The sequence below is a fragment of the Exiguobacterium sp. s140 genome, assembly GCF_018617035.1.
In the GTDB taxonomy this organism is placed as follows: domain Bacteria; phylum Bacillota; class Bacilli; order Exiguobacteriales; family Exiguobacteriaceae; genus Exiguobacterium; species Exiguobacterium profundum.
Genome location: NZ_JACSJK010000001.1, coordinates 810,327 through 832,887, shown reverse-complemented (window position 1 = coordinate 832,887; position 22,561 = coordinate 810,327). Strand labels below are relative to the sequence as shown.

23 protein-coding genes and 1 tRNA gene are annotated in these 22,561 nt (G+C 46.3%); 13 read left to right on the top strand and 11 right to left on the bottom strand.

Annotated features, from left to right (window positions below):
* Positions 1-5: 5 nt before the first annotated feature.
* Together KNO61_RS04325 and KNO61_RS04320 are read left to right on the top strand one after the other, a co-directional pair.
* A complete protein-coding gene (locus KNO61_RS04325) occupies positions 6-653 on the top strand; it encodes an alpha/beta family hydrolase (protein WP_214872666.1) in 648 nt (215 codons plus the stop codon).
* Between the two features lie 50 nt (positions 654-703).
* A complete protein-coding gene (locus KNO61_RS04320; RefSeq protein WP_214872665.1) occupies positions 704-1,234 on the top strand; it encodes a GNAT family N-acetyltransferase in 531 nt (176 codons plus the stop codon).
* Positions 1,235-1,283: 49 nt separating this feature from the next.
* On the opposite strand, the gene KNO61_RS04315 is transcribed toward KNO61_RS04320, so the two are convergent.
* On the bottom strand, positions 1,284-1,919 hold the full coding sequence (locus tag KNO61_RS04315; protein WP_214872664.1) for a peroxiredoxin-like family protein: 636 nt from the start codon (positions 1,917-1,919) through the stop codon (positions 1,284-1,286).
* Between the two features lie 233 nt (positions 1,920-2,152).
* On the opposite strand from KNO61_RS04315, the gene KNO61_RS04310 reads away from it, so the two are divergent.
* Positions 2,153-4,126, top strand: coding sequence for a methyl-accepting chemotaxis protein (locus KNO61_RS04310; protein ID WP_214872663.1), 1,974 nt, complete (start codon positions 2,153-2,155; stop codon positions 4,124-4,126).
* A 39-nt stretch (positions 4,127-4,165) separates the two neighbouring features.
* Here KNO61_RS04310 and cls read toward each other — a convergent pair whose 3' ends face one another.
* Entirely contained in the window at positions 4,166-5,629 is a 1,464-nt protein-coding gene (gene cls / locus KNO61_RS04305; protein ID WP_371815826.1) for a cardiolipin synthase, read from the bottom strand.
* Positions 5,630-5,714: 85 nt separating this feature from the next.
* Between cls and KNO61_RS04300 the strand changes: the two genes are divergently transcribed.
* From KNO61_RS04300 to KNO61_RS04290, 3 genes are all read left to right on the top strand, one after another.
* Positions 5,715-6,149, top strand: a complete 435-nt coding sequence (locus tag KNO61_RS04300; protein WP_074037078.1) for an OsmC family protein — start codon at positions 5,715-5,717, stop codon at positions 6,147-6,149.
* A 74-nt stretch (positions 6,150-6,223) separates the two neighbouring features.
* Positions 6,224-6,712 carry a GNAT family N-acetyltransferase gene (locus KNO61_RS04295; RefSeq protein WP_214872662.1) on the top strand — a complete coding sequence of 163 codons (489 nt, stop codon included), beginning with the start codon at positions 6,224-6,226 and terminating at the stop codon, positions 6,710-6,712.
* 56 nt (positions 6,713-6,768) lie between these two features.
* Positions 6,769-7,764 carry a Gfo/Idh/MocA family oxidoreductase gene (locus tag KNO61_RS04290; protein WP_078146851.1) on the top strand — a complete coding sequence of 332 codons (996 nt, stop codon included), beginning with the start codon at positions 6,769-6,771 and terminating at the stop codon, positions 7,762-7,764.
* A gap of 172 nt (positions 7,765-7,936) precedes the next feature.
* On the opposite strand, the gene KNO61_RS04285 is transcribed toward KNO61_RS04290, so the two are convergent.
* Positions 7,937-8,971, bottom strand: a complete 1,035-nt coding sequence (locus tag KNO61_RS04285; RefSeq protein ID WP_159562249.1) for a PTS sugar transporter subunit IIC — start codon at positions 8,969-8,971, stop codon at positions 7,937-7,939.
* Between the two features lie 259 nt (positions 8,972-9,230).
* Here KNO61_RS04285 and KNO61_RS04280 point away from each other — a divergent pair, with 259 nt between their 5' ends.
* Both KNO61_RS04280 and KNO61_RS17350 read left to right on the top strand, forming a co-directional pair.
* On the top strand, positions 9,231-11,894 hold the full coding sequence (locus KNO61_RS04280; protein WP_078146853.1) for a cation-transporting P-type ATPase: 2,664 nt from the start codon (positions 9,231-9,233) through the stop codon (positions 11,892-11,894).
* 60 nt (positions 11,895-11,954) lie between these two features.
* Entirely contained in the window at positions 11,955-12,083 is a 129-nt protein-coding gene (locus tag KNO61_RS17350) for a hypothetical protein (RefSeq protein WP_256363520.1), read from the top strand.
* A gap of 63 nt (positions 12,084-12,146) precedes the next feature.
* Here the strand turns inward: KNO61_RS17350 and KNO61_RS04275 are convergent, their stop codons facing one another.
* From KNO61_RS04275 to KNO61_RS04265, 3 genes are all read right to left on the bottom strand, one after another.
* Positions 12,147-12,419 carry a hypothetical protein gene (locus KNO61_RS04275; protein WP_078146854.1) on the bottom strand — a complete coding sequence of 91 codons (273 nt, stop codon included), beginning with the start codon at positions 12,417-12,419 and terminating at the stop codon, positions 12,147-12,149.
* Positions 12,420-12,481: 62 nt separating this feature from the next.
* Complete coding sequence (locus tag KNO61_RS04270; protein WP_078146855.1) at positions 12,482-13,123, bottom strand: hypothetical protein; 642 nt, start codon at positions 13,121-13,123, stop codon at positions 12,482-12,484.
* Positions 13,124-13,207: 84 nt separating this feature from the next.
* Positions 13,208-13,564, bottom strand: coding sequence for a PilZ domain-containing protein (locus KNO61_RS04265; RefSeq protein WP_012726233.1), 357 nt, complete (start codon positions 13,562-13,564; stop codon positions 13,208-13,210).
* Between the two features lie 147 nt (positions 13,565-13,711).
* Here KNO61_RS04265 and KNO61_RS04260 point away from each other — a divergent pair, with 147 nt between their 5' ends.
* Positions 13,712-13,960 (top strand): hypothetical protein, encoded by a 249-nt coding sequence (locus tag KNO61_RS04260; protein WP_078146856.1) that lies wholly within the window; start codon positions 13,712-13,714, stop codon positions 13,958-13,960.
* 38 nt (positions 13,961-13,998) lie between these two features.
* Here KNO61_RS04260 and KNO61_RS04255 read toward each other — a convergent pair whose 3' ends face one another.
* The 5 genes from KNO61_RS04255 to KNO61_RS04235 form a co-directional block, all read right to left on the bottom strand.
* Complete coding sequence (locus KNO61_RS04255; protein WP_214688788.1) at positions 13,999-14,694, bottom strand: queuosine precursor transporter; 696 nt, start codon at positions 14,692-14,694, stop codon at positions 13,999-14,001.
* 319 nt (positions 14,695-15,013) lie between these two features.
* Positions 15,014-15,084: transfer RNA gene (locus tag KNO61_RS04250), tRNA-Thr, on the bottom strand.
* A 107-nt stretch (positions 15,085-15,191) separates the two neighbouring features.
* Positions 15,192-17,585, bottom strand: a complete 2,394-nt coding sequence (locus KNO61_RS04245) for an immune inhibitor A domain-containing protein (RefSeq protein WP_214688787.1) — start codon at positions 17,583-17,585, stop codon at positions 15,192-15,194.
* Positions 17,586-17,722: 137 nt separating this feature from the next.
* Positions 17,723-18,514, bottom strand: coding sequence for a class I SAM-dependent methyltransferase (locus KNO61_RS04240; protein WP_078146859.1), 792 nt, complete (start codon positions 18,512-18,514; stop codon positions 17,723-17,725).
* Between the two features lie 40 nt (positions 18,515-18,554).
* Entirely contained in the window at positions 18,555-18,866 is a 312-nt protein-coding gene (locus KNO61_RS04235) for a hypothetical protein (protein ID WP_012726238.1), read from the bottom strand.
* Between the two features lie 182 nt (positions 18,867-19,048).
* Between KNO61_RS04235 and KNO61_RS04230 the strand changes: the two genes are divergently transcribed.
* The 4 genes from KNO61_RS04230 to KNO61_RS04215 all read left to right on the top strand — a co-directional run bounded on the left by KNO61_RS04230 (position 19,049) and on the right by KNO61_RS04215 (position 22,559).
* The gene (locus KNO61_RS04230) at positions 19,049-19,912 is read left to right on the top strand and encodes a cation diffusion facilitator family transporter (protein WP_214731405.1); all 864 of its coding nucleotides are present in this window, start codon (positions 19,049-19,051) and stop codon (positions 19,910-19,912) included.
* Between the two features lie 87 nt (positions 19,913-19,999).
* Positions 20,000-20,476, top strand: coding sequence for an N-acetyltransferase (locus tag KNO61_RS04225; protein WP_214684347.1), 477 nt, complete (start codon positions 20,000-20,002; stop codon positions 20,474-20,476).
* Positions 20,477-20,523: 47 nt separating this feature from the next.
* Positions 20,524-21,513 carry a LacI family DNA-binding transcriptional regulator gene (locus KNO61_RS04220; RefSeq protein WP_214688785.1) on the top strand — a complete coding sequence of 330 codons (990 nt, stop codon included), beginning with the start codon at positions 20,524-20,526 and terminating at the stop codon, positions 21,511-21,513.
* A gap of 107 nt (positions 21,514-21,620) precedes the next feature.
* Entirely contained in the window at positions 21,621-22,559 is a 939-nt protein-coding gene (locus tag KNO61_RS04215; RefSeq protein WP_214688784.1) for a carbohydrate kinase family protein, read from the top strand.
* Positions 22,560-22,561 lie beyond the last annotated feature (2 nt).

The following is a 22,561-nucleotide window of genomic DNA, read 5'->3' as shown; positions in this document are numbered from 1 at the left end:
ACAGCATGTATGAAGTAACAGATGGTCACGTCATTGGGAAAAACGGAATACCCGTCCCGTATTCGTACCTGCCGCCTGATTCGTCATCCGACACACTCGTGATTTTGTTGCCCGGATACGGATATACAAATGATTCTCCAATGTTTCGCTATACGACTGGATTGTGCATAGAGAATGGGTTGAACGTTCTCGAAGTCAACTATCACTATCGCGACGAGCGGTACGATTCAGTCGATGTAAATAAAGCAATTGTTGATGATGTTCGACTCGTCATCGATCAAATCCTACATACTGATTCCGTTCAACAATACATCATCGTCGGAAAATCGCTCGGTACGGTTGCGATGGCAAGTGAACTCACCCGAAACGTGTTTCATGATGCCAAACTCGTTTGGTTGACACCTTTGTTGAAACAAGACGACATATATGAAGCGATCCAGTCTCATAAAGGACAACAGATGATTCTCATAGGAACGGCGGACCAACATTATGTAGATGAGAGAATGAAGCGTCTTGAACATCTGGCCTTGACCGAACTCGAGATTGTCAAGGAGATGAATCATAGCCTCGAGTACACAGGAGAGACATACCGGTCACTACGGTTACTTGAAACACTTCTCAAGCGAGTGGAGCAATTTATCATGTCCTCATAGGTCGTGAACCGGAGGAGAGTTGCGCGATCAAATGTAAGGGAGGAGTCGACGTGAAATTTACCACTGAGCGTTTAGAAATCAGACCATTTATGGAGAAAGACTTGCATGCTACATTCGAAATGTATACAAAACCAGAAGTATGCAGATATCTTTTGCATGAGCCATGGACGTCTGAAAATAGGAAGAAAGAATTTGATAAAAAACTAACAAATTCTATTCTTACCGAGACTAGTACGTTGAATTTAGCAGTCGTACATCAAGATGAAGTGATTGGGGATCTCACAGTTTGGTACACGGGTATGAAAGACACGGTAGAGATTGGGTATTGTTTTTCTGATTCACATTCAGGAAAAGGATATGCGACGGAGGCAGTGAGCGGATTGCTAGGGGAGTTGTTCACAAAGCTCAATCTACATAGGGTACAAGCTAATCTCGACGCCAGAAATGTAGCTTCCCAAAAATTATGCGAACGGGTTGGAATGAGAAAAGAAGCTCATTTCTTGAGAGACTATTGGAATAAGAATGAATGGACCGATAGCATGGTGTACGCGATATTGCACGAGGAGTTTGTAAGACAATAAACGAAATAAGTGAATAGAAAAGGAGATGATGCGCGTCATCTCCTTTAATTTACAATTTTTCAATAACCGTTTTCGGGTCGACACGTTCTGTATAGTCAGCAGGCACATCACTGAACGAAATCGTTCCATCAGATTGGATGATGAACGTGGCCGGTTTCGGCAACTGCCAATCTTCGTTCCCGTTATGTGCATCGACATTTAGTCCAGATGCTTTATAAATATCAATCAAATAACCTGGCATGTCAAAGACGAGGTCGAATTGACGTGCGACAATATTATCAACATCACTCAATACATAAAAATCAAGTTCATTCTTTTCTTTCGTCGAAAGGGAATAATCCGGCGTTTCCGGACTGATCGCGACAAGAGTCGCGCCTTTTTCTTGAATCGTTGCCAACTCGCGCTGGTAAGCGCGGAGCTCGAGGTTACAGTATGGGCACCATCCACCTCGGTAAAATGTGACGATGACTGGTCCATTTTCAAGGAGCGTTTTCAAATTGACGGTTGTCCCGTCCGCGTGAGGCAATTCAAACGACGGCGCTTGATCTCCAACTGTTAACCCTGATGCGATGCCTGAATCTTTCAATTCTTGAGTCGCCTGAGCCATCAATCGTTGCTTCTCGGCAGGTGCATTTTGTTTGAACTGATCTTTATAGGATTTGATCTCTTCCAATAATGAATTCATCATTTGACTCCCTCTTCCGATATGGTGACTCAAATTTTAACTAAATACGAATAGTATGATTTGTTCAATCGAACACAACGGTGAAACTCCATTTCAGTTTCCGAAAAATAATTTTCGAATAATTCAATCAATTCTTCAGATCTAATGACTTTTGACCGATATGATGAATAACCCAAGGGGGATTCGACTCACCGAACTCGCTTGAACATTTTATTCGGGTTAGGAGATGTTTTATGAAACAGAAGCGCACGATTAGTATCAAGCAAAAATTGATTGTCTTATCCGTTCTATTATTGATTATTCCAGCCACATTGATTGGAATCGTCGCCTATTCGCAGGCGAAAGGTAAAATCGAGTTTCAAATGATCCAGTCCGCCAATTCGGGGGTAGACCGGATGAACAATGAGGTCACGAACCTCATCGAACCGATTCAAACGGACATCTCGTTTTTTGCGAATCGGATTGATAGTTCCATTTATGAAGAGGGAGAAGCGAATCAAGCGTTAGCAGAGAAGTTTACTGAGTATTTAGAGACACATCCAAAAGTGACGAACATTTACTTCGCTTCAGCAGAAGGTGCGATGACGATCTATCCTGAGCAGGAATTGCCAGAAGGATATGACCCACGCACTCGTCCATGGTATGAAGCGGCTGAAGCAAGTGGACAAGAGGTTGCCATCACGAATCCGTACGTCGATGCCGCTTCTCAAAAAATGATGATCACGGTTTCGAAGAAGACTTCAGACGGTCGTGGTGTGGTCGCCGTTGACGTCGATGTGAACGATATCGCTGAAGTGGCATCCACCATTCAAATCGGGAAAGAAGGATACGTTGCCATCTTCGACCAGGCAGAACAAGTCGTCATTCATCCGTCGACGGCTGTCGGTGAAAAGATTGATGAATCTTGGACAGATTCGCTCTTTTCCAAGGAAGAAGGGACCCTGTCTGCATCGGAGAATGGGGAAGGCGTGGAGAAAGCATTCGTGACAAACCCAATCACCGGATGGAAGATTGCCGGTACGTTATATGACGGTGAGATTCAAGACGAGACGGTCGGCATTCTTTGGACGACTGGATTCGTCATCATCGGAATGTTCGGGATTGCAGCCATTCTTCTCTACTTCGTTCTCCGTTCAATCTTGCGTCCGTTGCGTTTATTGACAGAAGGAGCAGAACGAATCAAATCAGGAGATTTAACGGAGCCGATTACCGTCTTATCGAACGACGAAATCGGGCTTGTCTCAGAGAGTTTTAATGAAATGAGCGATTCACTTCGTATGGTATTACTCCGTCTCGATGATTCAATCAGTCAAGTTGCCGCCTCGTCTCAAGAATTGATGGCCAACTCGGCACACAATACCGCCTCATCAGAACAGATTGCCCGTGCAGTTGATCAAATGGCAGTCAGTGCCGATGGCTCGAAGCGACAACTCGACGACAATGCGACATCGCTCCAAGCGATTACGTCAGGAATCATGCGAATCTCAGAAAGTTCTATGGACGTGTCTGAACTTTCACGCGAAACCTCAAAAGAAGCGGAAGACGGTTCGACGACCGTGAAGGAGAACGTGAAGCAGATGAAGGCAATCGATGCGTCTGTCGTGACATTCGAGGGCGTCATTCACTCATTGGCACATCGCTCTAACGAGATTGGAGAAATCGTCACGGTCATCAATGGAATCGCTGAACAGACGAACCTGTTAGCCTTGAACGCTGCCATTGAAGCAGCACGTGCAGGTGAGAACGGCAAAGGGTTCGCGGTCGTTGCGAGCGAGGTGCGTAAACTCGCAGAACAATCGCAACAGTCGACGAAACAAATTGCAGCGTTGATTGATCGAATCAAGCATGAGACGGAACAGTCTGTACAGTTGATGCAGGAAGTATCTACTCATACGAAGGCCGGATTGGCGTCATCTGAAATGACAGCAGACCGTTTCGAGAAAATCAAAGAGCGGACAGTCGCGATGACACCACGGATTGAAGACGTGACCGCAACCGTCGAGGAGATTGCAGCAAACGTTCAGGAAGTGGCAGCGACGGCATCACAAATCGCCGACATCGCCGATGAGAATTCGAGTGTCTCGAAGCAAGTGGCGGCAACGACCGATGATCAATTGAAATCGATTGAAGAAGTATCGCAGTCAGCAAAAGCACTCGCGACCATGGCCGAGGAGTTACAAGACCTCGTCTCGCGGTTCAAACTGTAAAATGAAAAAGAAGCAGAGCGCCGAGCTCTGCTTCTTTCGTTATAAAATCGGACTGAGGAGTCGTGAGACACCCTCCCGAGCACGTACTGTCCATTTCCGCTTTTCATAGTCTTCCATCGTATACGTGCGACTGACCGCCGTATCGGTCTCGAATAAAGAAACGAGTTCGAGTGCGACCCGCTCATCATAGATAAGTGCGTTCACTTCAAAATTGAGACGGAAGCTTCGAGCGTCCAAGTTCGTCGTCCCGACGGTCGCGATCTCATCATCGACGACGAGCGTCTTCGCGTGGAGAAACCCTTCATCATACAGATAGACGTTTGCCCCGTAGTCGAGGAGTTCCCCAAGGAACGAGAGGGACGCCCACATGACGAATGGATGGTCCGGTTTTCCAGGGATCATGATATCCATCTGAACGCCAGAATATAGTGCCATTTTGCAAGCGTCCATAAAACTCGTGTCTGGAATGAAGTATGGCGTTTGAATGACGACCCGTCGTTTGGCGGACATGATCATCTTGATCATCATATTCTTCAAATGTTCCGTATCCGAGTTTGGTCCACTCGTGACGATTTGCATCGGAGAATTTTCTTTAATGTCATGTCGCGCAAAGCAGAAGGCATTTTCAGGATCATGTTTACGGTGACCAGAATAGTTCCAGTCCAATATGAATCGGTGTTGTAAATTGTAAACGACATCTCCTTCGACACGCAGGTGCGTGTCACGCCAATAGCCAAATTTTTCGACTAAACCTAAATACTCGGTACCGACATTGAATCCACCGACATAGCCGATTTTCCCATCGATGATGACGACCTTTCGGTGATTTCGGTTGTTCAACTTGAAGTTGATGATCCCGAGTGTCGGTGGGAAGAAGACACGCACCTCGCCATCGTTCGCAATCAACTCTTTAAAGTCCGAGTTCCGAAGACTACGTGAGCCGACCGCATCGTAGAGGAGTCGAACTTTGACACCGGCTTTCGCACGCTCGATCAACTCTTTCAACAGTGCCTGACCGAGAGCGTCACGCTGGATGATGTAATATTGAATATTGATTTCCGTTTCGGCCGAGCGAATGTCATCCATCAACGCTTTGAACTTTTGTTCGCCGTCGTGCAAGATGAGGGAACGGTTATGTACACTGATCAACGATTTAGAAGATCGTAAGTTCATTTGAAGCAGTTGGTCATACTTTTCAAACAGCGGCTGCGCGAGCTGGGTTTGGCGCGTATGAATTTGTTCAAGTTGCGCTTCGACTTGAAGCGAATGGAAGGAACGTTCTTCTACACTTAAATTATAGAAGTTATCCTTCTTAAGTTGTCGCCCTAGGAAGAGATAGACAATGAAACCGAGCACTGGTAAGAAAAACAGGACAAGAAGCCAGGCCCAGGTCGCGCCGACGTCACGTCTTTCGGCGAAGATGACGGCGAGTGCGAACAACATGTTTAACCCGAGGACGATATAAAGTCCCCAACTGAAAATCATAGACCAATCCAACGACATACACCCCTTTATAAACGATTCATAGCTTAATCATACATCAAATGAGGGAATAGGATGCTATCAAATGAAATAGGGGGAGAAGATGATGAACATGGAAGTCGTATGGAAGAAAGGGATGGCGTTTGAAACACATACGCCATCAGGACACACGGTGATCCTTGATGCGGCGGATGATGTCGGTGGGCTCGATACAGGACCTCGTCCGACAGAAATGTTGCTTCACGCGACCGCATCCTGCACAGGAATCGATATCGTGTCGATTCTGCATAAGATGCGCCAGCCAATTGAAGCATTCGAAATGAAAATCGATGGGGTGCGGGCGACCGATCACCCGAAACGCTTTACAGCCATTCACATCTTGTATATCCTGAAAGGCGAGTTATCGGAAGAACGAGTTCGGCGTGCCATCGAATTGTCCGTTGAGCGTTATTGTTCTGTATCGCATAGCCTCAATGCGACGTTGACGTATAGTTATCAATTGAACGATGGAGACGTCACTCCGTTTGATTTTCACGAGTGAGCAGGATGGTTGAAAGGCATGCGGTTCTCCGTTATATTTGTATTTCAAATACTGTATAACTAAAGGAGGACGTTATGATTCGACTCGCGAGGAAGCGCGATGCCCAACACATCGCGAACCTAATCGAACAACGAGCCGTAGCGCTAAATGAACAAGGAAGCGACCAATGGACCGAATATTTGGAACAGGACCTCGTAAAGCGTGTGCGCACTGACATTGTAGAAGGCAGTGTATATGTCTTTGAAGATGGCGAACAAATTTTAGCTTCAATCGCATTGTTACCTCCAGATGAGTGGGATGATAACTTATGGGACGACAGTGAGCGTGGACAATATATCCATCGAATCGTCGTCAGCGAAAAGCTAAAAGGGCAAGGCGTCGGACAGCAGCTCATGGAGCATGTCTTAGAGGAAGCCGATGAAGATGAACCAATTCGTCTTGATTGTGTCGCTGACAATGAATTTTTAAATGATTATTATCCACGTTTCGGTTTCGTCTTTGTCGATTCACGAAACGGGTACAATACGTTCGAATACAGATTGGATGAGAGCATGAGTGCATAAGGGTCATTTGACCCTTTTTTTGTTATACTATCAACAGCGAAAAGGAGGGGTTTTATATGACTAAAACCATTTTGGTGGGATTCGGATTCTCGGCAAACACGTTCCATTTGCCGTTCTTAAAGGCAATCGATTCATTTGAAGTGAGTGGTGTCGTGTCATCGCGCCCGGAAGAAGTGCAGGCTGAATTACCTGGTGTCACGGTATATGCGACATTAGACGAGGCGATTCAATCGGATGCTTCTCTCTATGTCATTACGACACCATCGCATTTACATAAAGAGATGATCGTCGCATGTCTTGAGGCAGGAAAAGATGTGCTCGTCGAAAAACCCGCATTCCTGACAACGGAAGAAGGATATGAGTTGATGGAACTTGAAGCGAAATCGAAGGGCATCGTCAACGTTTATCAGAATCGTCGTTATGATGGAGACTTCTTGACGGTTAAATCGTTTCTTAACTCGAACGAGTTAGGAGACTGGAAGGTCGTTGAATCTCGATTTGATCGTTTCCGTCCGAATGTACGTGACCGGTGGCGTGAAAATGGAGGACCAGGTTCCGGTATTTTATTCGACTTAGGAAGTCATCTGATTGACCAGACTCTAGCCTTGTTTGGAAAGCCAGATCGTATTCAAGCAGATGTGATGATTCAACGAGATGGTGGCCAATCCGATGATGGGTTTCATCTGACATTCTATTACGGTGAGAAGCGAGTATACCTTCGTTCGAACCCATTCATCGCCGGAGAAACACCTCGGTTTGAAGTGCATGGTACGCAAGGAAGTTTCTTGAAATATGGACTTGATCCTCAAGAAGATGCTCTGAAGCAAGGAAAGTTAGAAAGTGACCTTATAGAGACTGGCGTATTATCCAAAGAAGAGGTTTCGTCCATTCAAATCGAGAAAGGTAGTTATTTGGCGTATTATCAACAGTTAGCTTATAGTTATGAGGTACGGCAACCCGTCGTTTCATTAAAAGATGCAACATTGACAACCTACTTGATTGAACTTGCTCGTAAATCCAGTGAGACAGGAACAGTCATCACGGTAGATTGACACGCTTTTTCGTTGATTTACTAAACCGGTGATCAATTCACAATTGGAAAGAACGTGCGATGATTTCTTTGTGAACGTGTCGACACTTCTCTATTGTAAGAACAATCATACGAGTCATAATAAAAAATCGATGCCACCGAATAATTCGTTCGAGCGTGCATCGATTTTTTAATTAGGCCGCATCTTCTTCTGTCGATTCGACTTTTTCCGTATGACGGACAATCGGGAAATTTTTGAACAAACGGCTTCCGATCAAGCCGAAACCGATCCCAAGGATGAATAGCACGACGGCTGTGAAGGTGACCGTTTGCCAATCGTTGAAACCATACATGACTAGAAGTCCCGGAATCCCGGCTGCCGAACCTGGCGCATCGTTGATCATACCGGTCATGGCGACAATCAATCCGGCGATGGCTCCACCGACAAAGTTGACACTGTAAATCGGAATCGGGTTAGCAGAAATGAGGTCAGCTTGCGTCAACGGTTCGATGGCGACAGAGAGTTGATCTTTCTTTGTTCCGATTTTCAATTGACGGAACAACAAGTAATTCATTGAGATGGACGCGGTCAACGCGAGCGCGGCAATCGCCATCGGGACCCCGGTCAAACCGAGCATCGCCGTCAAGGCCATCGAACTGAGAGGCGACGTTGATACGACCGTGACGATCCCTCCTAAGACGAGACCCATGACGACCGGATTTTGTGTTGCTGCCAGTTCGATGACAGCTCCAATCTGTTCAAGTGTGTTTGTCACGAGTGGGTCTACCCCTGTCGCGACGAGACGGGCGAGCGGTGCCATCACGATGACGTAGAAAATCATATCGACGCCGGTCGGCAGATAGCGATTGATTCGAGTGCCAGCCAAAGCCAAAAGATATCCTGCAAAAAAGCCAGGAAGGATTCCGAATCCCGATACAGACAACCCGATCATCAAACTATAGACGGGGTTGATTCCAAGTGCGATGGCGACAAGAGCCGCAGCGGCAGGACCTGACAAAGCGCCAGCCGCTTGACCTACTTCTTCATAAAGAGGAAGTGGCAGCAATCCGCCGATTGCATACGCGTTGAACGCTTCGACGAGGAAACTCGCGATTGCAGCACCGGCCAATGCTCCCATCGCCTTCATTCCAAAAGGCGCCTTATAACTAAATAATGTGAACAAGGCGAGGATGAGCAGTAAAAGTGCGATTCCTTGAATAATGACCATAAACTCTTCCTTCTTTCTATCTCTATTTATTCATAATTTATTCTATATTCATGCATAGAAAGACTTCTGTAAAGCCATATTCAAAAGAAAAATTAAAATTGAACAATGATACCGGTTACAATTAGAAATTCCAAACCAAGAAAGCGTTTTCTTTGAAAAATGACATCAATTCTACAAGTTTGCACGTGTCGAGCCGCATGAGATTGGGAACAGATAGGGGAAAGACTTTTCAAAAAGTATTGGTCGAGGAGGATGAATTATGCAGAAGGAAGACAGACCGTGGCATGCGCTCGAAGTAGATGAGGTGCGAACCCATGTGGAGACTGATCTTGAATCAGGTCTTACAACAGAAAGTGTCACAAGTCGTCAAGACGAATTCGGCAAAAACGTATTGCCGGAGAAAGAGAAAACCCCTGAAATTATAAAATTTCTAAGACAATTCAATGATGTTCTCGTGTACGTCTTGTTAGCGGCTGCCGTCGTCACAGGATTCTTAGGGGAGTACATCGATACGATCGTCATCGTTTTAGTCGTCACGATTATCGGCGTCGTCGGATATCTTCAAGAGAATAAGGCCGAAGAGGCGCTAGAAGGAATCAAAAAATTGTTAGAAACAAAGGCGACCGTCGTTCGAAACGGCAAGCAATCCGAAATCGACTCGAGTGACCTGGTCGTCGGGGATGTGCTTGTGCTTGCTGCCGGTGATAAAGTGCCGGCCGATGCCCGTGTCGTGCAAGCCGAAAAGTTTAAGGTCGAGGAATCGGCCTTAACGGGAGAGGCGACGACTGTCGAGAAAAAATCAGACGTCGTGAAAGAAGAATCGGTGTTGGCCGACCGGAAAAACATGGTGTACTCAGGAACGAGTGTCGCGACGGGAAGTGCAAAAGCTATCGTGACAGCCATCGGTGAAGGGACGGAGCTCGGCCAAATCAACGCTTCAATCTCAGAAGTGCAGACCGTCAAAACCCCTCTGATTCGACAGACGACCAAGTTTGGTCAAACGGTGTCCATCGCCATCTTGATCATCTCCGTCGTGATTTATGCGTTCGGCTACTTTTTACGGGATTATGAGCCGGTCGAATTGATGCTGACGACAATCGGTCTTGCCGTTGCGGCAATTCCTGAAGGATTGCCTGCCGTCATCTCCATCATTTTGGCGCTCGGTGTACGAAATATGGCCGAACAAAAAGCGATTGTGCGAAGTCTACCATCTGTCGAAACGCTTGGTGCTGTATCTGTCATTTGTACGGATAAGACGGGTACATTGACAAAGAATGAGATGACCGTCAAACAAATCGTGACAGCGAACCATGATATCGAAGTCTCGGGTAGCGGATATGCTCCGAATGGAGATCTCGAATTGAATGGTCAACCGTTTGACTTGGACGATGACGAGTCGATGATCGACCTGTTAACCGTTGGGAAAACATGTAACGATGCGCAGTTGAATGAAGAAGACGGGGACTGGGTCATTAACGGTGATCCAACCGAGGCTTGTCTGTTGACCGTCGCTGAGAAGGCCGAGCGCCCGATCGAACGTTTAAAAGTCATTTCGAAGATCCCGTTCGATTCTGAATATAAATACATGGCGACGCTCGTCGATTACAAAGGAGAGCGAATGATTTTCGTCAAAGGTGCCCCGGACCGACTCTTTGATATGGCATTGTCTGAAGACTTTAAACAAGACTATTGGGATGAAAAACGAAAAGAGATCGCAGACCGCGGTCAACGCGTTCTCGGTGCAGGCTTGAAACGTGTCGACAGTTCAAAAGCGTCAATCGACCATGAAGATGTTGAAGATGGTCTAACTTTCCTCGGATTGTTCGGAATCGTCGATCCACCTCGACAAGAAGCCATCGATGCGGTCGCCGCGTGTCGTGATGCTGGGATTCGAATTAAAATGATCACGGGAGACCATAAAGATACCGCTGTCGCGATTGCAAAAGAACTGGGCATGGAAGTGGAAGGCGCCCTCGAAGGTCGTGAATTGACAGATATGACAGATGAAGAAATCAAAGAGGCTTCCGTTCATAACGATGTATTCGCACGGACCAGCCCTAACGACAAGCTTCGTCTCGTCAAAGGATTGCAAGAGAACGGTCTGATTACATCGATGACAGGAGATGGTGTGAACGACGCACCTGCCTTAAAACGTGCTGACATTGGTGTGGCAATGGGGATTAAAGGGACGGAAGTAGCGAAAGAAGCATCTCAGATGGTTCTTGTCGATGACAACTTCAAAACGATCTATAACGCCGTACGAGAAGGACGACGGGTGTACGATAACCTGAAGAAAACCATTCTCTTCTTGCTTCCGACAAACGGAGGTCAAGCGTTGCTTGTGGCAATGAGTATCTTGCTCGGAGCGGCTGCACCGCTCAGTCCTGTGCAGATTTTATGGGTCAACATGGTTGTCGCGATTACTCTCTCTTTAGCAATCGCTTTCGAACCACTCGAAGAGAGTACGATGAAACGACCGCCACGTCCGGCCAATGTGCCGCTACTCAGCCGATACTATATTTTCCGCGTCACCTTCGTTTCAATTATTATCGGGGGCGGTAGTTTATGGATCAACTATATGCTCGGAGATTTCGACTACTCGACCGAGAAATTACAAACGATTACCTTGAATGCCATCGTCATGGCCCAGCTCTTCCACTTGTACAACTGCCGTACGGAGTTGGCACCTGCATTCAACCGACATTTCTTTGACAATAAGATTGCGTTTCTCGTATCGGCCTTACTCATTGCCCTACAATTGTTCATCACGTACGTACCGTTTATGCACACGTTATTCGGTACCGCTCCATTAACGTGGGAAGATTGGATTTATCCAGTGGCATTTGGTGCCGTCGTCTTTATCATTGTTGAAATTGAGAAGGCGATCTCCAGACGTGTCATCGGCAACCGGAATATACACTGATACGTTTCATTCATGTGAAAAAAGGTTAAACAAGTGGAGTAAACATGAAGGAGGGATACGATGAAGCGTGACGAATCACAACCAGGGGTTCACCCGGATCCGCTACCGGATGATGAATCGAACCCGGCGAAAAAACCGGCTCCGACACAGCATCCTGACCCTGATCCAGAGGAAGAATCGAACGAATAAAGCGTGTAACAGGTAAAAGATCCTCCTAGCTGAAATAAGCTAGGAGGATCTTTTTGAGTTGGTTTATGATGTTGACTTTACAGAGCGGCTATTTTGTAGCCGATTGAATGATTTCTCGTTCATATGTTCCGTGATGACAAAATCACCGACTGGGCATTCCCATTTCCCTTTTTCGACAACACATTCGCGCAATGTCACTTGGTCATCGTATAAATCTAGTTCCAATGTGTCTTTCAAAAATTGATCGACTTTTTGGTTTGGAACTTTTACATATTCATTGAATTCGAGCTCTTCATTCTTGACAGTCACGTAAGAAGTGACTTGGAAATAACGCATGTGATGGTCTCCTTCATTAAAAACTAACTTCTAGTATAGCCGTTTCTGATGAAAACGGGTACTCAATGTTTCATTTCAGCACGTTCACGCTTCGGAGGTGCTTCGTTGAACGGTTTTTGATGGCGAATCATGAGCCAAAAAATGAGACCGAACAACGGGATATAGGGGAGCGGCCATAAGCTCATCTTATAGCGTTTCGCGTCCCGATTCATTAACGTAATTTGAATGAATGCCAACAAAAAGAAATCGACGGTCATCGTTCGAACAAATTGATTGTTCTCCACATAGGACCAGTATTCTGCAACATTTCCAGTATTGGCTGCAGCGATGAACAACCCGATTGTCACCAGTAAAAGCACAACGCCGAGGATACGGGTCGGCAGCGGTTTGACCGGGGTCGGATAAGGTGACTGTCTCGCAAAAGCCAAATAAGGAGCGAGTAGAAATCCCCCAACGAAAAAACTGGTGACAGCGGCGATGAGTGGATTCGGTTTGAGCTGATTCACTTCTGACCAAAGAAGTGGAAACATCGCCAGGGGAAACACCCCTAAGATACTAAAGAGCGATAGAGAATAGCCTTCGTACGCCTCGGTATTATAAGTCACAAAATCGAGAAGAAAGCGTCCGTCGAACGGGACATTTGGACCGATGACGGCGAATGCAATTGCCAGTCCCCAAGGAATCAATAAGAATTTTCTTGTCATACGAACACCTCGTCAATGGTTGATAGTTGTAGTATACCCTCTTTTGGAGACACGAAAAAATGAGAAGATGCCTGACGCATGTTCTCATTTATTTTCACGTGCATACGTTTTAATCATCGTGACGAGTTGCTGAGTTTCGTCAGCTTTCACATCAAGCATGATTCCATAATCATACAGCGAGCCCGTTTGGCCACGGTGTCTGACATGTCCCATGAGTTCGATCGGTTGAAGTGTCGGAACGAGGTCGAAAAGAAAATGGACCTGTAAATCATCAGAGAGCGGGAAGAGGTAGTCCGAACGCAATTTTAATCCATGAGAACTCACATTGAGGAGCAATCCTTCCCCATCATAGAGTTCTTTTTCTTCCCATACAAGTCGATAAGGGATGGTACGGGGATTCGGTAGGATATAGCGGAACGTCTCCTGGCGGCGATAACGCATCAATTCACCCCATTTCTTTACTTCTTTTATCGGCAAAATTGAATTTAAAATGAAGTGGAAGATTGTATAAAATTATAGTGTACTCGCTTTACAAATTTGAAAGCGCTTTCTATAATGGATGTACGATTTGAATAGGGAGGAGATCAGATGAATGTCCATGATTTACTCCGACGTTACTCGATTCAAACACCAGTCATCTATGAAAAAAAACGTAACGGGGAGTGGGTTAAACTCGAGCGCTTACCTGCTTATACCATTCTTGAAGTCGAAACGAACGATCATACCATCGAGGCGGTCGCGATTGATGCATTCAAAGCGATTACCGTCTGTCGAGAGTCGGCGTCGATTGAAGAAGCCCGTCCGTATGCTGTGCGTATCCTGATTGAACGACCATAAGAAAAGCCGTAACTTCATGTTGAAGTTACGGCTTTTCTTTATGCTGCATCCTGTTCGGTTTCGTCTTGTGGATTTGTTCGTTTTGCGTAATACATAAACGGTGTCGCCATCCAAGCGATCACAAACTTTGCCACGTATGTCGTGATAAAGATGTTCCACCAAATGTCCCATTCCATTCCCCAGAATGCGATGATGCAGAACGTGAATGTATCAATCAGTTGAGATAAGACGGTCGAACCTGTCGTACGAAGCCAAAGCTTCTTCTCGCCCGTTTTTGCACGGATCTTTGAATAGACGAAGACATCGAACAATTGAGAGACCAAATAGGCAGCAAGGCTACCGAGTGTGATCAATGGCAGCATCGAGAAGAGTGCCTCGAAGCTTTCATGCATGAACAGTGCCTCTTCAAACGGCTCATATAAAAGTGCATATTGCATGAGTACCGTTGAGACGATCAAGATGAAAAATCCGAGCCATACGCCTTTACGGGCAGCCACTCGCCCATGTTTTTCGTTCAAAATATCGGTTGCCAAGTAGAGCGAACCGTAAACGATGTTACCGAGCGTGAAAATATATCCGCCAATTACAATCTGTTGCGTGACTTGGATGTTTGCTACGACCGAAGCCATCGCAATCCAAGCATATAAGCCGACTCGTCCGAATAACTTGTAACTGAGGACGAGTAGTCCGAGTGTAAGGATGGCAGAAGGAATCCATAACCATTCGTTTAGCATGAATCATGCTCCTTCCTCTAACTATTCAATGATTTCAACTTTTCAAGTTTATAGAGGAACGGAAATGATGTCAAGGAGAGGGGGGAGGTCCACTCAGGTAAACACCGTAAAATTATAAAACCCTCTTCTATATCAAAAGTGCTTCTGGAAACTCCCTGCTAAGTGCAATCGTTCGACAAACTAAAAATCGATTCGACAAACCGTGATTCGCGACATGAAAAATAAGAAAGTGGGAACAAAGTGGGAACGGGCAAAAAGAAAGCACCTCCTGTCATAAACAGGAAGTGCTCTGAACCGCTTGGTTGAGCGGTATTGTTGATGCCTCCGACGAGAATCGAACTCGTGCTGCAGCATTACCATTGCTGAGGTCTGCCACTAACCTACAGAGGCGTTATACCAACTATGTTACACAGATTATTCGTCATTTTCAAGCTTTTTTAGAATAATAAGACCTCCAATCTTCGATAGAGGAAGACTGGAGGTCGAATGCTACATGTTTATTTTGTACGGATCCAAACGGCACCTGCAGAGTTGTCTTTCGCTTCACCGACTACGTCAATGACGAGACCGTATTGCGGAAGTTTGCGTCCTGCATCTGGAATGAGCGAGTTGATGTAAGAGTTTGCATCATTGAACTGCTTCACGCCAGGCTGTGCTTTGTAATCGTACACGCCACGACTCGGTGAATCGATATACCAAGCGAGCGTCTTATCGAGACTGAATGCCGCATCAGCAATTTGGTAACGTGTGCTACCTGCGACTGTCTGTTGACCGTTCAAGTTACCGATCAGCGCTTGTGGATGTGAATCGACGACACCGAGGAATCCTTCACCAGGGTGAACACCGACCCAGTTATCTGTGAACGAGTCATCACCATACCACACGACAAGACCAGTGTTGTATTTCACGCCGCGGCCGTTGAGAAGACCCATATCCGACCCAGCGTGGTTACGCCATTCGAGGTAGTAATAGTGTGGTTTTGAATCGTATCCGTCTGAAGAGACGAATCCATCGAGCGTCACGGCTTCAGCGCCTTCTGCATCATCTGCGAAGAGTGTTGCGGATTCTGATTTGATTGACAAGTTGTCGACTGCGAAGCCTTTCATAGCGACGCCGCCGTCTGTCACGTATTCAAAGACGATTTGAACATCTTGACCAGCGAATTGTGAGAGGTCGTATGATTTGTTGACCCATGCACCGTTCGTCGTCTCAGCAGGGTAGCCCGCTTCGTTTGCGCCGTTGACGTCGTCACCGAATACATCGAGAACGACTTCTTGACCACCGCTGAGGGCTTTGATGTACAAGTAATCATAGTCCGATTCGACTTCATAGAATGAATCGAATGCGAGGACTCCGTCCGCACCAAGTTTCACAGCTGGTGTTGCCATCTCAGTATGGATGTCGTCACCTTTTGTCGAGTAATAGTAGCGATCGCCATAAACTGGTTCGATTCCTTTAATCTTCTTATCAGGAAGGTTGACTTTGACGATGCCTGGGTTGTTTGATTTCGTCACAGATTGGTCGAGTTGTGCGACGAACCCTTGAGAGTTGAGGTCTTCAAGGTCGACTTCTGTGATGTTTGCCCAGTTTCCACCCATGATTTTTTGGAAGTATTCTTTGTTTTGTGGTGAGAAGCTTGTTGGCTCCGTACCTGCGACTTTACCGGCCCAGCTACCGCCACTCATGATTGACCATGATTGAATCGGTTCGCCTTGACCTGTGTACTGCGTATCGTACTCATCTGGAAGACCGAGGTCATGTCCGAATTCGTGTGCGAAAACGCCGACCGCACCATCTTCTGGTTGAATCGTGTAATCGTACGCAGCCATTTTTCCGCCCCAGTAAGGAACTGCAGCTTCTGTATTGGCTACTGGGTAAACACCATCAAGAACCCAGCGATGTGACCATACCGCATCGTCACCGAGCGCACCGCCACCCGCTTCTTGGCCAGTCCCAGCGTGGATGATCATCAAGTGGTCAACGAGACCGTCCGGCTCATTGAAGTCACCGTCTCCATCCAAATCGTATAGATCGTATTGGTCATGTTCTTTCAAATCGATTCCAGATGCGACCGCAGCATTCAACGCATCTTTGACGAGTTGACGTGGTCCCGGTCCGACGTTATCATGTCCGCCATCGCCTTTGTCCGCACCGTAGTCTTTTGCGGTTCCCGGAACGGTCAACCACTCCGAAACCTCACCATCGACAGTATAACTTCCGCCTGATTGTTCTTCATAGTATTGTTTGAACGTTTGAACCTTTTCACCGTTAAAGAGTTCAAATTGTTGATCACCGAACATATACTTTTCATAATGTTCTTTACTGAAGTTATCGCTGTACATATAGCCCGGCTCTTGGATGATGTTATTGTGTTTGAAATCGCTGTACTCGACGAGGAGAACGAGGACTTTATCTTCACGTACCGAACCGTTGTATGCAGATTGCCGGGCAGGAGAAACCTTCACTTGACCGTTCGGTTTCCCTTTACGGTAATTTCCTTGCCCTTTTTTCGCTTTATCAAGAATTCGTTTTGATTCCTTTTCGAATTGAGTATGTATCTTCTCTTTTGCTTTTGAAGCCTTCTCGTTCACTTTGTCGTCGTGCTTATGTGGATCTTTCGCTTCACCTTGCTTTTTCGAGATATATGCATCGACTGCTTTCATGCGTTCAGATGCAGACAAACCTTTTTTGATGACGCCGCGTTTCTCGAGAGCTTTCGCGAGACGCTCTTCATCGATGATGTTGTGGTCGAACGGAGCGAGCTCGCTCGTTGTCGGTACCGATGGCGCAACCGAGAGGGGAGCGGCACCAGCTGCCGGAACGATACTGACTGTCATGGCAGATGTCATGAGAGCCGCTAGAGTCGTTCGACGGATGGAACGTTTTTTCATTTGTATGAACCTCCTGTTAAAAAATAATGGGAAAATGTGTGAGCTTGTTGTAAATGTACTCTTTGTGTCTGATTAATGTCAATATTCAGAAAATAATAAACGAAAAGGAGTCTAAAGACCTATTTAGTTCAATTTGACTAAATAGACTTAGACTCAAGGTCGATATATCCGTAATGGAACTTCGACGTTTTACGTTTTATGTGAGCGAAACCGTACCGTTCAAAGGTATCGCTCTCAAAATGCGCCTTCAAGACAATTCGTTTCTTGGCTACTCGTGTTGCTTCGGTAATCAATTCTTGCGTGAGAGGGGAAGTGTCGGCGATTGTGCGAAGTGGGTTCAGATGAACCGATTCTGAAATCGTCTTTTCAAACATCGGATCAAAGTAGATACAATCAAACGAATTTTCCGCACACGTTTTCAAATAGTCAAGAGAGTTGGAGTGAACGACCTCAATGCGTCGCATCGCCTCATTGACCTGCTCATCTTTTTCGACCCATACGGACATGCCTTCTCGGACGAGTTGTGCCGTAATGAATTGACTCTCAAGGCCAATTACTTTACCGTTTGAACCGGCGACATGGCTCATGACGATACTGTCCGAGCCGAGTCCGAGTGTACAATCTAAAATATGATCACCCGGAGTTGCTTGCATGGCGTCAATGAGTGGATCTGATCCACCTCGGCTCAGTTGCTTCACCCGAAAGACGGAGCTCGATGGGTGGAAAAAGAACGGTTCTGTACTATGCAGAGGTGTGAACTCGACACGTCGTTTATCAAATACAAGTACATCTCGTTGATGACGTTTCTTCAACTCGTCGATGGAAAGTTTGCGCCGGTCGACAAATTTCATCTTGTATTCTGTGGCATGTGTATGCGCTCGAGATAAGACATCATCTGTCGGACGTAAACAAGTGGTTACAATATACATGATTCGGGCTCCTTCATAAAAAATGAGACGCAGGTGCGTCTCATTTTTTCTTGCTGAGTAAGTCTGATAATTCATCGATGAGTGCTTTATGAGAAGCGAGTTCTTTCTTCTTCTCGTCGTTCACGTTCATCGGACGTTTTGAACGGCTTTGTAGCGCTTCAAGCGTTTCATCGATTGACGATTTCAACGTATCGCGTTCTTCAGGTTTCAAAGATACTTCGTGCGGATTTTCACCAGAAGCATCTAATTCGCGGAGACGTGCCATCAATTGCTTTGCCTCGCGATTCAAATCGATTAACAATCTGTCAATTTGTTCCAGTCGTAATTTGATCCCATCACGTTCTGTAAACATCTGCTTCACCTCTTTTTGCGGTTTAACCCTAAGGTCTCTTCCTGTTTACTTTACCATAAAATTTGTTAAACGAAACTACCGGGAATATATTCCATTTATTTTGGCTGTAAGAAACATTGTTTCTCTATCCCCACACGAAGTTCACCTGCTATACTAACTGAGCTAATTAAGGAGGTGGGCGGATGGAAACAACAAATCATCCACCAAAAGCGCTCAAAGGAGCGATTGTGTCGATTACGGCATATTTGATCTTATCTATACTAAAGGTATTCTTCGGATACTTATATGAATCTGAGGCGGTCCTAGCCGATGGATTCAACAATACGACGGATATAATTGCATCAGTCGCGGTCTATATTGGCATTCGGGTGGCTACATTGCCACGGGATGCCGAGCATAAATATGGTCATGCGAAGATGGAGACGATCTCTGCACTCATCGCTTCATTGATTATGATTGGGGTCGGTATTTTCGTCTTCTTTAACAGTCTGTCGAATTTAATCGGGGGCGAGTATACAGAGCCGAACCCGTTGGCGGCGGTCGTCGCCTTCGTCAGTGCGCTCGTCATGTTCGGGGTGTATCGGTTCAACTTGAACCTCGCGAAGAAGACAAAGTCATTGGCACTTAAGGCGGCAGCGAAAGACAATTTGGCCGATGCGATGATTTCAGTCGGAGCCACGCTTGGTGTGCTATTTGCTTATTTTCAACTGTCTTGGATGGACACGGTCTTAGCAATTGTGATTGCCGGCATGATCATCCGGACAGCGATCCAAATCTTTTTAGATGCCACCCATCAGCTTTCTGACGGGTTCCCTCCGCACCTCGTCGAGTCCTATGAGGAGACGATTGAACAATTTGAGCGGGTGAAAGAAGTTCGGGAAATCAAAGGGCGTCATCTAGGGAATCACGTGATGCTCGACGTGACGATTGCAGTCGATGGCGATTTGACCGTGGACGCGGCCCATGAATTATGTGATGACATCGAACGGAAATTAGATGAACAGCATGCGGTCGATTCGGTGCATATTCATATCGAACCGATTTGACGTTCGGTTATCTTTTGCGCTTCATGAAGGGATTCGTTTATAATAAGCGCAGACAGATATTGAACTACTAGTTAAGGAGGGCACGGGATGAACATCGTGCGTCAACCTATTCGCCAGATTGATGAGATTGAATATGAACATTTTCAGAAGTATGGAGAAAACGCATATGGCGTTTCTGCTGAAGAGTTGAAAGGGATTCTCGAAGAAATGGGGTCCGAGCAACTTTATCACGCAGAAGAGCATAGTTATGGAGAAGACTTCTATTACGACTTGATGGTCGATGACAAACTGGTTGGTAAAGTCTTGTTACTCAAGCTTGCCCGCGTATACCAACTCGACCTGATGGTGTTCGATGCGTACAAAAACAAAGGATATGCGACGGAAGGTTTGCGACTTGCCTTACTGGACTCAAAATTGATGGATGGACAAACAGTCCGGGCTGGCATCCCACCGACGAGCCCACATCAACAAGAGATGCATCATATTCTCATTCAGAACGGGTTCGAAAAGCGGAACGGTTTGTATTATTTAAATTTCAAGAAACGATATGTGGTAAACCATTAAGCTGACGGCGTCTCGCACGTCAGCTTTTTTCATATGGAGGGGTAAGGATGAAGCAAGTCACCATTAAAGACATTGCGGAGCTCGCTGGTGTCGCCAAAAGTACGGTCTCACGCTATCTGAACGGTGGATCGGTCGGAAAGGCAACAAGGGAAAAACTCGACCGGGTCATTCGAGATACGAACTATGAGCCGAATCAGTTCGCTCAAAGTCTCAAGTCGAAACAGACGAAGATGATTGGGGTCATCGTTCCACGGCTCGATTCGTATGCCGCCTCACGGACGATGATGGGGATTGATGAACAGCTCACGGAACGAGGATATCAAATGCTCGTCGTCAATACAGCACAACAGACGGAACGAGAAATCGAACAGCTATATAATTTGGCCAAACAAAAAGTTGCCGGAATCATCTGGCTCGGGACGACGGTCACGGAACGTCATCTTGAGGCGATTGAGGCGATTCAAATCCCGGTCTTGTTGATTGGTCAGCAACATGACAATGTCCATAGTCTCGTCTATCCTGACTATGATGCGGCCTATGCGCTCGGTAAACAGTTCACGGAGTGGGGTCATCGAAACGTGGTCTATGTCGGGGTGTATGAATCGGATATCGCGGTCGGTCAAGCACGCCGTGACGGATTTTTGCGGGCGTTTCAAGAGTCGGAGGCAAATGTCAAAGTCATTCAAACGACGTTTAAGATTGAGGATGCCATTCCAATCGGTGAACAGTTGGCGGATAATGTTGGCTCTGTTTCCTTAATCGTTTGTGCGACCGACAACATTGCCTTAGGCGTCCTGAAAGGATTAGCGAATCAAGGGGTCTCTGTCCCAAGAGATGTCTCTGTCAGTGGATTTGGAGGATATGATTTCACGGAAGTCCTGCATCCATCCATCACGACGGTACACCTTCCTTATCGCCGAACTGGTGCGAAAGCTGCCGACATGATGCTACAGCTGTTGCAAGGTGAACACGTCTCAATGAAAACGTTCACAATTTTTGAACTAAAAGTGCGCGAAAGCGTTGACAAGTTAAATTAAATCGTTTACATTTGTGTTGCGGAACCGGTTCCGCAACATTTTTTATTCTAAAATGGAACCGGTACCAATTGTATAAAGAACTCATATGATTTATGGAGGTGGACGATATGAACACCGTACATTGTATCGGCGAATTATTGATTGATTGGGTATGCGAGGATGCGTCTAGCGATCTCGTGAACGGGACGACGTTCGTCAAGAAGGCGGGAGGCGCACCTGCGAATGTCGCGGCAGTCGTCAGTAAGCACGGGGGGCAATCTAGTTTCCTCGGACAGGTTGGAGATGACCCGTTTGGTCTCTTCTTGAAACAGACGTTGGTCGAGAACGGCGTCCGAACAGAAAACCTTGTGGAGTCTGGAGACACGACGTTCGCATTCGTATCGATTCAAGAGGACGGAGAGCGGGACTTCACATTCCGTCGCGGAAGTGACGGGGAGTATGCCTTCGAGTCGATCGACTTATCGGTGATCGAGTCAGGGGACATCATTCATTTCGGCTCGGCGACAGCACTACTTGATGGAAAATTGAAAGACTCGTACTTCAAGTTATTGCAATTTGCAAAGCGGGATGGCTTGTTTATCTCGTTCGACCCGAACTATCGAGATGCATTGATCACGGACCTCGAGCAATTTAAACAAGATGCGAGACACTTCATCGCGGAATCGGACTTCATTAAACTGAGCGAAGAAGAAGCATACTTGTTAACCGGAGAAGAACAACTAGAAGACGCTGTTCGTGCACTGCTTGAATTAGGGGCAAAACAGATTGCCATCACACTAGGGTCTCGTGGGACGTTGATTGCGACAAGCACGCATCATGAAATCGTTCCTTCAATCTCAATCGACAGTATCGATTCGACGGGAGCGGGAGATGCGTTCGTCGGAGCTTACTTATATCGGTTGGCAACACTCGGGTTTGACCCGGAGCGCTTACGTTCCGACATTGAATATGCGAACGTAACGGGTGCATTGACATGTACAGCTTATGGCGCCATTCCAGCAATTCCATCACGACAACTTGTGAATGAAACGTTAGGAGGGAAATGAAG